This is a genomic window from uncultured Flavobacterium sp. (assembly GCF_963974175.1).
Taxonomy (GTDB): Bacteria; Bacteroidota; Bacteroidia; order Flavobacteriales; family Flavobacteriaceae; genus Flavobacterium.
The window spans coordinates 14,236-28,919 of record NZ_CAXBBR010000001.1; the positions used below are offsets into that span (position 1 = coordinate 14,236).

Below are 14,684 nucleotides of genomic sequence, written 5' to 3' on the forward strand. Positions count from 1 at the left end.
TAATCTACTCAGACTGGATTAGCTTACGGGAAACCGCATTTGTGGGTAGGTTGACAGAATTTGACTAGAGACAGTAATACTTGTCACGTCGCATTTTTTTTAATCTCTAAGTAGATATTATTTTTAAAGGTCAGCATTTGAATCCCATGCGAATACAAACTTTAGGATCGTACTTAACATTCCTAAAGCAATAAGACCAATAACGACATAGACAATAGAACTCCCTATTGTTGGATCCCGCTCATCTTTTGAGAAAGCACTCCAAATCAAAAATCCCACCTACCAAGAAATCACAAGAGCGAATACTACGGCGATTCCTATAACAATCTTTTCCCCCATTTTTTTTCTTGAAAAGTAAAGTGATTTATTGATTCCTGCAATACCTACTTTTAATGATTTTACTTTGGTGGTAAATGCTATTGCTATAGTTTAGCATCTAGTTCAGCATTCACACTATACAACCTAAAAAATAAACTCCACTTCTTCTTAAGAAAACGAACATGCTTGTCCATTTGTGCTTTCTTGAGAAGAAGTGAAGCTGATTGTTAATCGGGCGTCAAAATCCCGAAATTCATTGACCCATTTGATTCTGCCTTGTTGTGAAATTCATTGTATTCCTTCCAGAATGTATCCCCTCTAGAATAAGCTTCCTCGAATGAGACCTGGTTGAAAATACTATTTGTAAAATCAGTGTCGAACACAGCTGCTAAATTCGTGATGAAGGGTAATCTCTTCCCAAGATACTTTTTATACCTGCTGTCGAATTTCTTTGCTCCTGCAATTACCCCCTTGCGATTTGTTTTTTCGATAAGGTTCATCAGCTCTGACTTTAATCGTTGTTGTACTTTCAGGTTGGGAACTATTTTTATTTCAGAACCCATTCCTGTTAACTCATTGAGAATTAAAAACATTTGAAGAACTACTTTTCTGTTGTTTATCACACGGTTAAACTCTTTTAGTTCTCGTTCGTACATTGCAATTTGTTTCACAATAAAAGCATTTCGCTGTTGTGACTTTAACGACATCGACTTAAGAGTTAGCCTCTTTATGCTACTATTATAAAGAGGCTCACTCTTAACCTGTTTTTGTCGCTGACGTTTCCTTCCTGTACACAGAAGATTGAACATTCTAACCATCGCATAAACCAATAAATTATTGTTTTTATGCCCAATCACAATTGCCTCATTTAGGTACCCATAATCTTCATTAGCGATACGCTCCTCCAACAGACAAAACAACTCTTTCAAATTATGATGTGTATTGACTGTCCTACGTGCTTCGTTTAAAGCGTTCAAATACTCAATCTTTTTTTTAAAGGTCCTTGTTCCCGTGACCACGTAATCTCTTTTTTTTGAACTAACAAGAGCAGGGTTGTATTCAAACTTTCTAACCTTTATATACATCTGCCGCACATTAAAGACATAGCTACCGTTTTCATTTATATGTTCTAAAATTAATTTGACGTGATAGGCGCCTGTACGACGCCTGTTTAGGTGATGCAAAACAGAAAACATGGTTTCTATTTTCAACAGAAACTCATCGTAATCCACTTTATATTCATTTATTTTAAACCTAGCGCTTACGGAGAGATAATGGCCGAAATAAAATATAAAGTCATTAGATTGACCCTTTACCGAACCTTTTCTACTTTCGTAACATTCTATTAATCCTAAGCCCTGAGGAATGCTATGTATATAACCTGAGGAGATTTGCACCCTAGTTTTTTTAAAACTGTTTTTTAATTCATTGTCATTAAAGTGCACCTCCCTGAGTCGAGATTTTTCAGCTCCCATCCTTTAGTGGTTTAATGGCTTAACAGCTAAAACCACCTCACTCCTTTTATACAAGACACGATTACCTATGCCATAAGACTTGAGCTTACCGCTTTTGGTATGTTTCCATAAACTGGTTTTATTGAAAGAGAGCATCTTACACACCTCATCGCGTGTCATTAATTCGTTTTCGGGCTGAGTATTTGCAACTTGTTTAGATTGCAATAAAGGGATAAGTGCTTCGGCTAACTCCTGGAGTGTGATGCCGTTTAAGAAAATCTGTGTGTTCATTGTAATTCATTTAAATTGAATCACAATGATATTTAGACATTAAGGGTGGGGAAAAGAGCCGTAAACGATCTATTTTAGGTGTAAATTAGGTATAATGAATCATTTTAAATGCTCTTTCCGAAAAGCCTCTTCAAAAGCATTCAAAATAGGCAATTCTTTATCTCCATATGCAAATGCAGCAGTCGAAAATTTTGTGATTTGTACACCTTTAAGTCTAAAAATATGCTCTCTATATAAATCCTCTGTGAAGTTAAACGCATACATTCTTTTATCGCTGTTTTTTAGAAACTTAAATATGTTAATGTACTTAATATTTCCCTTCTTTTCATAATTTTCAACTAGGTAAGTGAAAAGTTCATGAGTCTTTTTATTTAAGTTATTACGATTAAAACCTATTTCTAGGACATCGAAAGCTGGTTGTTGATTATACGTACTAGCGCTATCTGAATTCAACCACAAAATAATTTTATGCATACAGTATTGAAAATCCTGAATCTTAGCTGCTATCTTCGTATGCTCATTATCACTTAGATTACTATAGTGCTCTAACACTTCTTTTATTTCATAGACTTTATCAGAATAAGTATACATCCTACATAATACATTTGTACTCTTATCTAATTCTTCCTTACCTATTAGGTTTTCTAAAGGCTCAAAGTCATCATTTACTCTCCATTCATTCACCTCATCCAGATCAAACAAATAACTATTCAAAAACTCCTTGTTTAAAGCCATAAGCAGAAAAGGATTAAACTTGTCAGTAAAATCGTAAATGAACTTCATGATTATAGGATCCGAATAGTTATTCACGTTATAGAAATACTCTTTTAAATTAGTCATATTTTGTAATTATTGCTTAGCCGTATTTCTGATTACTTCCATTTATTCCTCACTACGCTCAGGTGCTAATTTACGAAAATATTCCAGCATCTGGTGCGCATTGTCGTACGTGGTTTTCCCTATGTACTTTAAAAACATTTGTTCAGAGCTGTGACCAGTGATATTCATTATTAAAGGTGTTGGTATGTCTGAATAAAAGTTTGTTGCGAAGCTTCTTCGACAGACATGCGAGCTAATAACTTGCCACTTTTCATAGTTACCAGCTGTTAAAGTTCTTTTCTTATCAATACGCATCTTACCTTTTACCATCGTTTTGATTTTTGCTTCTTTACATACTTCTTTACTGTATCTGTTAAAATGCTCTAAGGAAATCTTATAAGGTAAACCACTTTCTATTATTTCAAGTGCTTGTGGCAACAAGGGAATTGCAACTAGTTTCCCTGTTTTCTTCTGCTTCAGTTCGATTATTCTCATTCCCTTTATCTCTTTTAGATTTTTTTCAGTAATATTCAGTAAATCGCCTGCCCTCTGACCTATTAAGCAACCTAATAATAGCCACTTACGGGCATTTATATGCGCTTCCTTTGCTAGTTTTACGTTTTTAATTTTACGTTGCTCTAGCTCGTCTAAAATGATGATTTCATCAGGTTCTTTGTTCTCTTTTAGTACTTTTATCTGCTTAAATTGAGAATGTACTGGAACACCATTTAAAGAAGCCTTGTTCACAACTGCTCTCAGAATCGATAAGTAAGTCCCAATGTAATTTACAGACCTACCCTTGCCTATATGGTACTTTTTAAAAGCATCAATGAAGTTTAGATCTATGTCTCTAATAAGTACTTGCTTTCCTTTTAAAGCCTCAGACTCGTATTTTAAGATGAACTTTTTAAGGTTATCCAAGTTTTTTAATGACCCTCTCGTAAGGTTATCTCCTTTATCAACGTAATCGTCGATGGAATTTACTAAAATGTCTAGGTCAATCAAAGCAACTTTATTATTAAATAAGTCTATTTGTAATTGCAGCCAATCACCTGTAAACTCGATTCCTGAATTTACTCCAACGTTATAAGCATCGTTTATAGACACAGAGAGCTTATCCAGCGTAGATTTTAAAATCTTTAACTCTTCGCTTTTTTGAATAGGCTGTGCTTTGTCATGACTCCAATTCTTAGGGTTAATTACAAAACCTGTTTTACGCTTCCAAACCGACGTCCTATTAATAGAATAGCGCACGTAGATATTTGAGTTCTCGTTTTTACTTTGAAGTAAGTATTTTATTGTTGCCATATCTTTTAGAATTTCCAAAGACCAAATGTAAACAAAAAAAATACACCTTTAGTCAACCATTAGTTAACCAAAAGTGTATTTTCTCAATTCTACATGAACACCGACAACCATTAAACGCTGTAAACATTACGTTTAATTCCGAGTCAGTTCGTATAGATAATGTTATCTACATATTTCTTCTATATTGACCACCTACTTCAAACAACGCAGCAGTGATTTGCCCCAAAGAACAAACCTTAGTTGCTTCCATTAAATGATCGAATAAGTTTTCGTTATTAATGGCTGCTTCTTGAATCGTATTCAGCATTTCATCCACTTTGTCATGATTTGCTTTGTGCAAATTGTCCAACATCGTAATTTGGTACTGTTTCTCTTTTTCAGTAGCGCGAATTACCTCAGCTGGAATAACCGTTGGAGATCCTTTAGAACTCAAGAACGTATTTACACCGATGATTGGGAATTCCCCTGTGTGTTTTAAAGTTTCATAATACAAACTCTCTTCCTGAATTTTAGAACGTTGATACATGGTTTCCATAGCACCTAGAACACCGCCACGTTCAGTGATTCTGTCGAATTCTAATAATACGGCCGCTTCAACCAAATCAGTTAACTCTTCGATGATAAAAGCACCTTGAATTGGATTTTCATTTTTGGCCAGACCTAACTCTTTATTGATAATCAACTGAATTGCCATCGCACGACGCACAGATTCCTCCGTTGGCGTAGTAATCGCTTCATCATACGCATTAGTATGCAATGAATTACAGTTATCATAAATCGCGTACAAGGCTTGTAAAGTCGTACGGATATCATTGAAATCAATTTCTTGCGCATGCAAAGAACGACCTGATGTTTGAATATGGTATTTCAACATTTGAGCACGTTCGTTAGCGCCATATTTATTTTTCATGGCTTTCGCCCAAATTTTACGTGCTACACGACCAATAACTGCATATTCAGGATCTACTCCATTCGAAAAGAAGAAAGATAAGTTAGGTCCAAAATCGTTGATACTCATTCCGCGACTCAAATAGTACTCTACATACGTAAATCCATTTGAAAGTGTGAACGCCAGTTGTGTAATTGGATTGGCACCTGCCTCAGCTATGTGATATCCTGATATTGAAACAGAATAAAAATTCCTTACGTTTTTATTAATGAAATATTCTTGAACATCCCCCATTAAACGCAACGCAAATTCAGTAGAAAAGATACAGGTATTTTGTGCCTGATCTTCTTTTAAAATATCTGCTTGAACCGTTCCACGAACTTGTGACAAGGTTCTCGCTTTAATTTCATTATAAACATCTAAAGGTAAAACCTGATCTCCAGTCACACCCAAAAGCATCAATCCTAAACCGCTATTTCCAGCTGGTAGATCGCCTTGATAATGTGGTCTTTCGACACCTTTCCCTTTATATATAGCATTGATTTTTACGGCAACTTCTTTTTCTAAACCGTTTTCTTTAATGTAATACTCACATTGCTGATCGATTGCAGCATTCATGAAAAATCCTAATAACATAGGTGCTGGTCCATTGATAGTCATACTTACTGATGTCATAGCATGAACCAAATCAAAACCAGAATACAATTTTTTAGCATCATCTAAACAACAGATAGAAACTCCAGCATTCCCGATTTTTCCGTAAATATCAGGGCGGATGTGAGGATCATTCCCATATAAAGTCACACTGTCAAAAGCTGTTGACAATCGTTTTGCTGGCAATCCTGCACTTACATAATGAAAACGTTTGTTTGTTCTTTCTGGCCCACCTTCACCTGCAAACATACGAGAAGGATCTTCTCCTTCACGTTTAAAAGGATATAAACCAGCGGTAAAAGGAAATTCACCAGGAACATTCTCTTGTAAACACCAACGTAGGATATCTCCCCAGGCCTGATACTTTGGTAAGGCAATTTTCGGGATTTGAGAATGAGAAAGAGACTCTGTATGTGTTGCCATTTTTATCTCTCTATCACGAACTTTAAAAGTATAAACAGGGTTTTTATATTTATTTACTTTTTCATTCCAAGTCAATATAATTTCCCAGTTGTACGGATCTAGATCCATTTTCACTTTATCGAACTGATTCAGTAAAAGGTTTAGGAAAATTTTATTTTCAGCAACTCCTTGTTTTTCAGATTCAATTGCAGTTGGTAATACAGATGCATCATCAATTCCTGCTTTTGTAATAACGGGTACTTTTCCTGAAACCGTTTCCAGTGTTTTGAAAATACCGTATAATTTTTGGGCTACTTGTTCTTGAGTCACCGCTGTTTCATCATAATGACGATTGCTTTCGGCAATTTCAGATAGGTAACGAGTTCTATGCGGTGGAATAACGTAAATCTTCTCGCTCATTTCACGAGTGATTTCGAATGTTGATTTCAAATCGGAATTTGTTTTCTCAACCACCTTATCCATAATCGCTTTGTACAACGTATTCATCCCTGGGTCATTGAACTGTGAAGCAATAGTCCCGAAAACAGGCATTTCATCAGGATTAACATCCCATAGATTGTGGTTACGTTGGTATTGTTTTTTAACATCACGAATAGCATCTAAAGCTCCGCGTTTGTCAAACTTATTTAATGCTACTAAGTCAGCAAAATCAAGCATGTCGATTTTTTCCAATTGAGTTGCAGCACCAAACTCAGGTGTCATTACATATAATGATACATCAGAATGATCCATAATCTCTGTATCCGACTGACCGATACCAGAAGTTTCTAAAATGATGATGTCATATTTAGCTGCTTTGATCACTTGGATAGCATCAGCTACGTATTTAGACAAGGCCAAATTAGATTGACGCGTTGCCAAAGAACGCATATATACTCTAGGACTATTGATTGCATTCATTCGGATTCTGTCTCCTAGAAGCGCTCCTCCTGTTTTTCGTTTTGATGGATCCACAGAAATTAAACCAATTGTTTTCTCTGGAAAGTCGATTAGAAAACGACGAACCAACTCATCCACTAAAGACGATTTCCCTGAACCTCCTGTTCCTGTAATTCCAAGAACTGGTGTAGTACAGGTTTCGTTCATTTTATGAATAGCAGCCAAAGCAGGTTTTGCTATTTCCGGAAAATTCTCGGCCGCAGAAATAATTCTTGCGATAGCTGTTGGATTTTTTGACGCTAATTGTTCAACTTCATTTGTCAGCTTATCTCCTGTTGGAAAATCTGAACGCTCCACCAAATCATTTATCATTCCTTGTAATCCCATAGAACGACCATCATCTGGTGCATAAATACGGGTAATTCCGTAAGCTTGTAATTCTTCAATTTCAGAAGGCAGGATCACTCCACCTCCGCCTCCAAATATCTTAATATGAGCTGCTCCTTTTTCTTTTAGCAAATCATACATATATTTAAAATACTCATTATGACCTCCTTGATAGGATGTCAAAGCAATCGCATTTGCATCTTCTTGAATAGCGGTATTCACCACTTCTTCAACACTACGGTCATGACCAAGGTGAATTACCTCAACGCCGGTAGATTGAATAATTCGTCTCATGATGTTTATAGCTGCATCGTGACCGTCAAAAAGAGAGGCTGCAGTAACAATTCTTACTTTATTCTTAGGAATATATGGAGTTTGTGGATTCATTTTGAGAATATGATAATTTTAGGAGTGCAATTTACAAAAATTTTTAATGATTGCCTGATGTTCCTTGCAGATGTTGATAAAAAAGCAACAATCTTCTCTTTTAGCCCCGATAGAAGTGGAAATCCTTTTCTTTTTTTCTTAAAAAAGAAAAGATTGAAGTGCATAGCGGGACTAGTCCTCTTAAATAAATACTAAAGTTTCTGCTCCAAAAAACAAATAGTGGCTTTATATTTGAAGAAGTAGTATTTTTGGCTGAAACCAAATGGCTACGCAGCTGAAGTAAACTAATAAAACGATGAACATGAAAAAAATTTTGCTTTTAACAATGGTGTTTTCTCTTTTTGGTTGCGCTGAGATGCAACAAGTAATGAATCAGTTTCCACAGACGGACGGCTCAGGTTTCCTTGATATTTCAGGAGGTCTAAAAGAAGCATTGAACAACGGTATTTCTAAACAAGTAACTAAGTTAACTGCCACTGATGGTTTTTACAAAAATGAAGCGGTGAAGATTCTTTTACCGGAAGAGTTAAGAAAAGTAGATGCTGGATTAAGAAGCATTGGTCTTAGCTCTCTAGCTGATGAAGGTCTTAGAGTGTTGAATCGTGCAGCAGAAGATGCGGTGAAGGAAGCAACTCCTATATTTGTAGATGCAGTAACCAGCATGTCATTTGCAGATGCGAGAGGAATCTTGATGGGAAACGAAAGTGCAGCAACAAGCTATTTACAAAACAGTACTTCTACTGCTTTATACGGGAAATTTAATCCCGTAATAAAAAACTCATTCACGAAAGTAGGCGCAGACAAAGTGTGGACGAACATCATCACTAAATACAATAGTATTCCACTGGTAAATAAGGTAAATCCAGATTTGACTGACTATGTAACCAATCAAGCGATGAATGGGGTTTTTAAAATGGTGGCTGTCGAAGAAAAAAATATCAGAACCAGTCTTAGCTCAAGAACCTCCGTTTTATTACAAAGAATTTTTGCTTTGCAGGACAAGAAGATATAATTCTTTTTGCTTGCAGCTATGCTAGTTCTAATTCACACAAAAAAATATAAGTAAACATAGATTTAAAACATCCTTTATCTGTTTATTTTAGGTAAAATGGTTTAGTTTTGATTTTCCTTTCATTCATTGAGTGAAAATAGAAAATCAGAACTAAACTTTTTTTTGTCACCCAAAAAAAGGATTAAAAATTACAAGAACCAACAATAATGCAAAAAATCACCCTACTTATTCATTGCAAAGACCAAAAAGGAATTATTGCAACCGTGACTAATTTTATACTAAAAGTGGAAGGAAACATCACTTATTTAGATCAGCATGTCGATATGGAGCAAAATGTGTTTTTTATGCGACTAGAAAGTGAACTTACTAATCCAGCAAGTAGCGTAGAAGCCATAAGAGCTAATTTTCAGCAAACCATTGCCACTGATTTCAATATGTCCTGGGATCTCTACAACAAGGAGATAAAACCTAAAATGGCCTTATTTGTTTCTAAATACAATCATTGTTTGTATGATATTTTAGGGCGTTACAGTGCTGGAGAACTAAATGTCGAAATTCCTTTGATTATATCCAATCATATGGACTTAAAACCCATCGCTGATCAATTCAACATTCCATTTCATCATGTTCCTTTTACGAAAGACAACAAGCTAGAAGGAGAAAAAAAACAAATAGAATTACTCCAAAAACACAATATTAATTTTATTGTTCTAGCGCGTTACATGCAAATCATCACGCCTGATTTGATTTCGCTTTACGAAAATAAAATCATCAATATTCACCATTCCTTTTTGCCTGCTTTTCCAGGAGCTAAACCATATCACTCGGCTTTTAAAAGAGGAGTAAAAATCATTGGTGCGACCAGTCATTATGTTACTGAGGAATTAGATGAGGGTCCAATTATTGAGCAAGACATTACTAGGGTTTCCCACATCAATTCTGTAGATGATTTTATCATGAAAGGAAAAGATTTGGAGCGCACTGTTTTGGCAAGAGCCATAAAACTACATGCCGAAAGAAAAGTGATGGTATATTCTAATAAAACAGTTGTTTTTTCCTAAAACTATTTTAGAACAAAATTCAATTGAATAAATTTAAAAAAATGAAAAAGCTACTATTACTATTGTTGTTTGTTCCATTAATTAGTTCCGCACAATTCAAAGATTTGCTAAAAAAAACTACTGATAAAGCTACCGCTATTAGCAGTTCAAATTCGGGTTTAGATATTGCTGCTGGACTAAAAGAAGCTTTAAATAAAGGAGTTACAGAACAAGTTTCTAAATTAACTCAGGCTGACGGATTTTATAAAAATGAAGCTGTCAAGATTTTAATGCCCGAAGAATTAATTAAAGTAGACCAAACTTTGCGCAAAATGGGAATGAGCAGCTTAGCTGACGACGGTATCAAAGCACTAAATCGTGCTGCCGAAGATGCTGTAAAAGAAGCAACGCCAATTTTTGTTTCTGCCATAAAAAACATGAGTATCACTGACGCCAAAAGTATTTTATTAGGTGCCGACAATTCGGCTACTAATTATTTACAAACTAGTACAACAACCGCATTATACGCCAAGTTTAGTCCTGTGGTACAAACCTCTATTGGTAAAGTTAATGCTGATGTAATTTGGGGAAACATTATTACAAAATACAATACACTGCCATTCGTTTCTAAGGTAAATCCAGATATTACAGATTACGTTACAAACAAGGCGCTTGATGGTGTTTTTAAAATGATTACCGTAGAAGAGAAAAGTATTAGAGGCAATTTAAACGCAAGAACTTCTGATGTTCTTAAGAAGGTCTTTGCCTTACAAGATAAAAAGTAAAATTCTCATAAAAGAAAGTGTAAAAACTTAACTTATGTACAACAAACTAATAACATAATCTTAACAACAATTAGCTCACAATTGAACCATCTTTGCAGTGTAATAAACTGGTTATTTATTATTTGGTTTTGGTTAGTTAAAGAACTGCCGGTATTCATAGAGTACCGGCATTTTTTTATTTAGTTCCACTCATAAAAGAAAGAACCGCGTCGTTAAAAACATTGGGTTGTTCCACGTTTACCACATGACCACAGTTAGCAACAACAAATAATTTTGAGGACTTATAATGACTCTCTACTACTTTTCTCACTGACGGTAAAAACATGTAATCCTCTTCACCCATGACATAGAGCGTAGGAATATTTAGCTCGACCTGACGAAACCATTTAAGGATAGGATTAATTTCGGCTGTCAATTTGAACCATTTTAGAAATTCTTTATGGTATAATTTCTTTGCTTCATTTATAAAAAGAATACGCGATTGCTTGTGATTCTTTTTAGGCATAATCACAAAGGCAAAGAATCTGTATAAAACCAAATAAGGCAAAACATACTTGAAGGTGTTACCCAAACGCATTAATATCTGGGAGCGAAAATTCATTTTTAAGATTGCACCACCAAGTATCATACTTTGTACTCTCTGCGGATGCATTTCAGCTAATTGTCTGATTAGAATTGTACCGAGAGAAATTCCGACAAAATGTGATTTTTTAATTTTTAGAAAATCTAAAACTTCCAGAATATCATTGGCAAGAGCCGAAAAGGTATATTTTTGTTTGAACGCTGTTTTTAGCGATGTTTTAGAATTTCCATGACCGCGCAAATCCAACAACAGTACGTTATACTGTTTTTGAAAATCCCTGATTTGTTTGAACCAAATCGATGAACTTCCACCTGCACCATGCACAAAAGTCACCCATTGGGTACTGTCCGGATTTTCGTAAATGGTATAGTTAAGCACGTTTTTTTTGGTAAAAATAGTACTTTAATTTTAAATCCCAATCTTAACAATTTTTATTGCATATTTTCTAATCGTATAACGTAAATTTGCCGAAAAAATACCACCATGATTGGATTACTGCAAGAGAAAAGTGAAATTGAAAAACTCCAAAGAGAATACAAAATGCTTTCTGAATTAAATTTTAATATCGATACTGATCTTATTTCAAAAGTTATAATTCCTGAAGAAGAATTGGTTTTGGAAGAATTTGAGTATTAAATAATTAGAAGTTTAAAATTATTCAAACCTATTTCGAAATAAAAAAGGGATTCTGAAAAACATCAGAATCCCTTTTTTTTGTTTTTATAGCTATTAAAGTGAATTTATAAATTCCACTAGCTTATCTCTCTCAGTTACCGGGAGTTTTTTAAAGCTATCCTTTGCTTTCTGAGCTTCGCCACCATGCCATAGAATAGCTTCAGTAACGTTTCTTGCTCGACCATCATGCATCAAATTAGTGTGCTTATTTACGGTATTGATTAAGCCAATTCCCCATAAAGGTTGCGTTCTCCATTCGCTACCAGAAGCCTCAAAATCAGTTGCGTTATCAGCTAAACCAGCTCCCATGTCATGTAACAATAAATCTGTATACGGCCTAATGGTTTGATTGCGCAAAGCTGTAATCGCATGTGTATTTCCGGTTTGTACTTTAGCGATATGACAACTCGTACAATTAATTGTTTCGAATATTTTCTTTCCTTCCAAAACATTTTGCTCTGTGTAATTTCTTCTGGCAGGAACGGCAAGCGTACTAGAATACAAGGCTACCTTGTTTAGATTAGAATCTGTAATTTCTGGACTACCTCCGTTAGGAATTGCATCACAATCTACACCTGGAGGACAGTTTTCTGTTGGAAACAAACTAGATGTAATTCCGATATCACCAGAAAAAGCAGCAGCTACTTGCTGACGAACATTAGGTTGGTTTGCTTTCCAGCCAAAGCGCCCTATTTTCTTTGAATTAGAAACAATGTCATATACATAATTTAGTTTTCCTGAAATTCCGTCCTTATTATTGTCGCTAGGATCTGCCCATTTTAACAATGTGCTTTCATCAATTGCTTCTAACAGACCCAAGCCTACCATTTGATTAGCCACTCTAGGCGATATTTTTACATCTGCAGCTAATCCTCCAAAACCCAAACTATTAATATGATAATTGGGCTTTCTAAGTATCACCACCGTTCCATCCTCAAAAGTCTCTACTATGTCCTGATAAACAATATTGAATTTTCCTTTTACAGTTTGTCCTAAAATGGCATTATCCTGTAATTGTCCCCCATAAATAGGATCAGAAAACGAACTACCATTACTGTCGACACCAGACACACTTAAACGCAACAATAAACCATGTGCCGTTTCTCCATCAACTAATGGAGCTCTACCTCGACCGTCCTTAAAATGACAACTAGAACATGATGTAGCATTAAAAAAAGGCCCTAAACCATCTCTGGCAGTTGTAGAGGCCGGAGCTGTCACCCAACTTTGACGGAAAAAAGAATTCCCGATTCCGAAATCACTTTGTTCATCAAAAGTTAAATTAGGCGCCGAAAAGCCAAAAGCCTCCTCGGTAGCATTAAAAAAGGTAGTTTCACCACCTGAGTATTGTTCCCCTTCTTCGGCCGTAAGTGGAATGTATTTATCATCACTATCACTGCAGCTATAAAATTGGAAACCAATTAACAAAAACAAAATCTTTATAGTATTCTTCATTATATTAAAACAGAAAAAAGTGTCCTTGAAAAAAAAGGACACTTTAGATTATACATATTTAGTTAAAATTATCCATTAACGATGATTCCTATTTTAACAGCGCCCGCTAACAAATTAGCGCCTAAGTTTTTCAATTCTAAAACAGCTACTCTAACCTTAGCACCTTCTGTTGAGTTTAATCCTCCAGAAATAGCTAAATCAAAAGGGGTTTGAATAGCAGCTACTTTAGTTAAAGAAGCATTAACAGCAACATCAGTATCATTATAAATAGCGGTGTTTTTTTGTTTCACTAAATCTTCTAATGAAGGCCCGTCGATAGTCCCGTATTTCCCTTGATACACATTGATTACTCCTTGTAAATTCAAGGCAATATCTCTGTGGGTATTATCACTAAAGCAAGAGTGTTCGTCTTCTTGATCTGCATTTCCTAAAGCAACGTCCATACGTTCAACAGGCAATTCAGCAGAAGCAAGAGTTGTTATTCCTAAGTAAATATTTTTTATCGCTTTATCATCAGACAGTGCTAAGAACGTTTTTCTATATGTTCCATCTACTTTCCATTGGTTCACCATATAGTCCAAATGATCCGTTAAAAGGTCAGCACAAACTTTTAAATAAGCCGCTCTACGTAATGGATTAGCAGCAGTTCCGCCCACAACATAATCAGTAAAAGGACGTAATCCCGCTTTTTTCTCAGAAGGCGCAGTCAAATCCTGTCCCCAAAGTAGAAATTCAATAGCATGGTAACCCACACTAATATTCTTTTCTCCACCATTTTCATTTTGAGCTTCTAAGAAAGCCTTGTCAATAAGTGGAAATAAAACTGGATTGTTGATAATACCTGAAGTACTCGCTCCTTCTACATAATCAATATAATTCTCATCTAACGGCCAAGCGTTCATTAAACTCTCTGGTCCATTTTCATCATCAATGGGACCATTAGCAAAACGAAAAGCTTCTGTAGTACCGTAACTCTCTCTTGATTGTTTCCACTTCGACTTTGCGGCATCAAAATTAGCTTGAGTTGGAGCATTCGTAAAAGTATTTATCGCTGTTTCTAGAACAACAGCATCATCATAAGCTTGTTTATAATTGGCGTAAGCAATATTCGCATAGTTTCCGACAACTTCTTTTTTAGTGACATTAGAATCAGTTGAAGTATCATCATCGTTATTACATGAGAATAGTAAACCTCCGATTAATAAAAATAATGATGTTCTCAAAAGCACTTTATTCATAGTATTGTTATTTAGATTAATTAAATTTAAGCGAAAGTATATGCTTTTATTTAAACAGCAAAATCTTATTTAGATTAATTTTAAATA

At 35.2% G+C, this 14,684-nt stretch carries 12 protein-coding genes; 4 read left to right on the forward strand and 8 right to left on the reverse strand.

What is annotated here, in order from left to right; genetic code table 11:
* Positions 1 to 545 precede the first annotated feature (545 nt).
* The 5 genes from AAC069_RS00065 to AAC069_RS00085 all read right to left on the reverse strand — a co-directional run bounded on the left by AAC069_RS00065 (position 546) and on the right by AAC069_RS00085 (position 7,809).
* On the reverse strand, positions 546 to 1,793 hold the full coding sequence (locus tag AAC069_RS00065; RefSeq protein WP_339918510.1) for a hypothetical protein: 1,248 nt from the start codon (positions 1,791 to 1,793) through the stop codon (positions 546 to 548).
* 3 nt (positions 1,794 to 1,796) lie between these two features.
* Complete coding sequence (locus AAC069_RS00070) at positions 1,797 to 2,063, reverse strand: helix-turn-helix domain-containing protein (protein ID WP_339918511.1); 267 nt, start codon at positions 2,061 to 2,063, stop codon at positions 1,797 to 1,799.
* A 99-nt stretch (positions 2,064 to 2,162) separates the two neighbouring features.
* Positions 2,163 to 2,846 carry a hypothetical protein gene (locus AAC069_RS00075; protein WP_339918512.1) on the reverse strand — a complete coding sequence of 228 codons (684 nt, stop codon included), beginning with the start codon at positions 2,844 to 2,846 and terminating at the stop codon, positions 2,163 to 2,165.
* Positions 2,847 to 2,945: 99 nt separating this feature from the next.
* The gene (locus tag AAC069_RS00080; RefSeq protein ID WP_339918513.1) at positions 2,946 to 4,190 is read right to left on the reverse strand and encodes a phage integrase SAM-like domain-containing protein; all 1,245 of its coding nucleotides are present in this window, start codon (positions 4,188 to 4,190) and stop codon (positions 2,946 to 2,948) included.
* Between the two features lie 166 nt (positions 4,191 to 4,356).
* Complete coding sequence (locus tag AAC069_RS00085) at positions 4,357 to 7,809, reverse strand: methylmalonyl-CoA mutase family protein (protein WP_339918514.1); 3,453 nt, start codon at positions 7,807 to 7,809, stop codon at positions 4,357 to 4,359.
* Positions 7,810 to 8,110: 301 nt separating this feature from the next.
* On the opposite strand from AAC069_RS00085, the gene AAC069_RS00090 reads away from it, so the two are divergent.
* From AAC069_RS00090 to AAC069_RS00100, 3 genes are all read left to right on the forward strand, one after another.
* Complete coding sequence (locus AAC069_RS00090; protein ID WP_339918515.1) at positions 8,111 to 8,821, forward strand: DUF4197 domain-containing protein; 711 nt, start codon at positions 8,111 to 8,113, stop codon at positions 8,819 to 8,821.
* 206 nt (positions 8,822 to 9,027) lie between these two features.
* On the forward strand, positions 9,028 to 9,882 hold the full coding sequence (gene purU, locus AAC069_RS00095; protein WP_339918516.1) for a formyltetrahydrofolate deformylase: 855 nt from the start codon (positions 9,028 to 9,030) through the stop codon (positions 9,880 to 9,882).
* A 41-nt stretch (positions 9,883 to 9,923) separates the two neighbouring features.
* Complete coding sequence (locus AAC069_RS00100; protein ID WP_339918517.1) at positions 9,924 to 10,646, forward strand: DUF4197 domain-containing protein; 723 nt, start codon at positions 9,924 to 9,926, stop codon at positions 10,644 to 10,646.
* 175 nt (positions 10,647 to 10,821) lie between these two features.
* Here the strand turns inward: AAC069_RS00100 and AAC069_RS00105 are convergent, their stop codons facing one another.
* Positions 10,822 to 11,607, reverse strand: coding sequence for an alpha/beta hydrolase (locus AAC069_RS00105; protein ID WP_339918518.1), 786 nt, complete (start codon positions 11,605 to 11,607; stop codon positions 10,822 to 10,824).
* A 105-nt stretch (positions 11,608 to 11,712) separates the two neighbouring features.
* Between AAC069_RS00105 and AAC069_RS00110 the strand changes: the two genes are divergently transcribed.
* Entirely contained in the window at positions 11,713 to 11,865 is a 153-nt protein-coding gene (locus tag AAC069_RS00110; protein WP_339918519.1) for a hypothetical protein, read from the forward strand.
* 93 nt (positions 11,866 to 11,958) lie between these two features.
* Here AAC069_RS00110 and AAC069_RS00115 read toward each other — a convergent pair whose 3' ends face one another.
* Positions 11,959 to 13,359 (reverse strand): di-heme oxidoredictase family protein, encoded by a 1,401-nt coding sequence (locus AAC069_RS00115; protein ID WP_339918520.1) that lies wholly within the window; start codon positions 13,357 to 13,359, stop codon positions 11,959 to 11,961.
* Positions 13,360 to 13,427: 68 nt separating this feature from the next.
* Positions 13,428 to 14,597 carry an imelysin family protein gene (locus tag AAC069_RS00120; RefSeq protein WP_339918521.1) on the reverse strand — a complete coding sequence of 390 codons (1,170 nt, stop codon included), beginning with the start codon at positions 14,595 to 14,597 and terminating at the stop codon, positions 13,428 to 13,430.
* Positions 14,598 to 14,684 lie beyond the last annotated feature (87 nt).

Coding starts and splice junctions, on each gene's coding strand:
- AAC069_RS00090 (WP_339918515.1), top strand. CDS start 8,111: ATGAAAAAAATTTTGCTTTTAACAATGGTGTTTTCTCTTTTTGGTTGC.
- AAC069_RS00080 (WP_339918513.1), bottom strand. CDS start 4,190: ATGGCAACAATAAAATACTTACTTCAAAGTAAAAACGAGAACTCAAAT.
- AAC069_RS00100 (WP_339918517.1), top strand. CDS start 9,924: ATGAAAAAGCTACTATTACTATTGTTGTTTGTTCCATTAATTAGTTCC.
- AAC069_RS00110 (WP_339918519.1), top strand. CDS start 11,713: ATGATTGGATTACTGCAAGAGAAAAGTGAAATTGAAAAACTCCAAAGA.
- AAC069_RS00075 (WP_339918512.1), bottom strand. CDS start 2,846: ATGAAGTTCATTTACGATTTTACTGACAAGTTTAATCCTTTTCTGCTT.
- purU (WP_339918516.1), top strand. CDS start 9,028: ATGCAAAAAATCACCCTACTTATTCATTGCAAAGACCAAAAAGGAATT.
- AAC069_RS00120 (WP_339918521.1), bottom strand. CDS start 14,597: ATGAATAAAGTGCTTTTGAGAACATCATTATTTTTATTAATCGGAGGT.
- AAC069_RS00085 (WP_339918514.1), bottom strand. CDS start 7,809: ATGAATCCACAAACTCCATATATTCCTAAGAATAAAGTAAGAATTGTT.
- AAC069_RS00070 (WP_339918511.1), bottom strand. CDS start 2,063: ATGAACACACAGATTTTCTTAAACGGCATCACACTCCAGGAGTTAGCC.
- AAC069_RS00115 (WP_339918520.1), bottom strand. CDS start 13,359: ATGAAGAATACTATAAAGATTTTGTTTTTGTTAATTGGTTTCCAATTT.
- AAC069_RS00065 (WP_339918510.1), bottom strand. CDS start 1,793: ATGGGAGCTGAAAAATCTCGACTCAGGGAGGTGCACTTTAATGACAAT.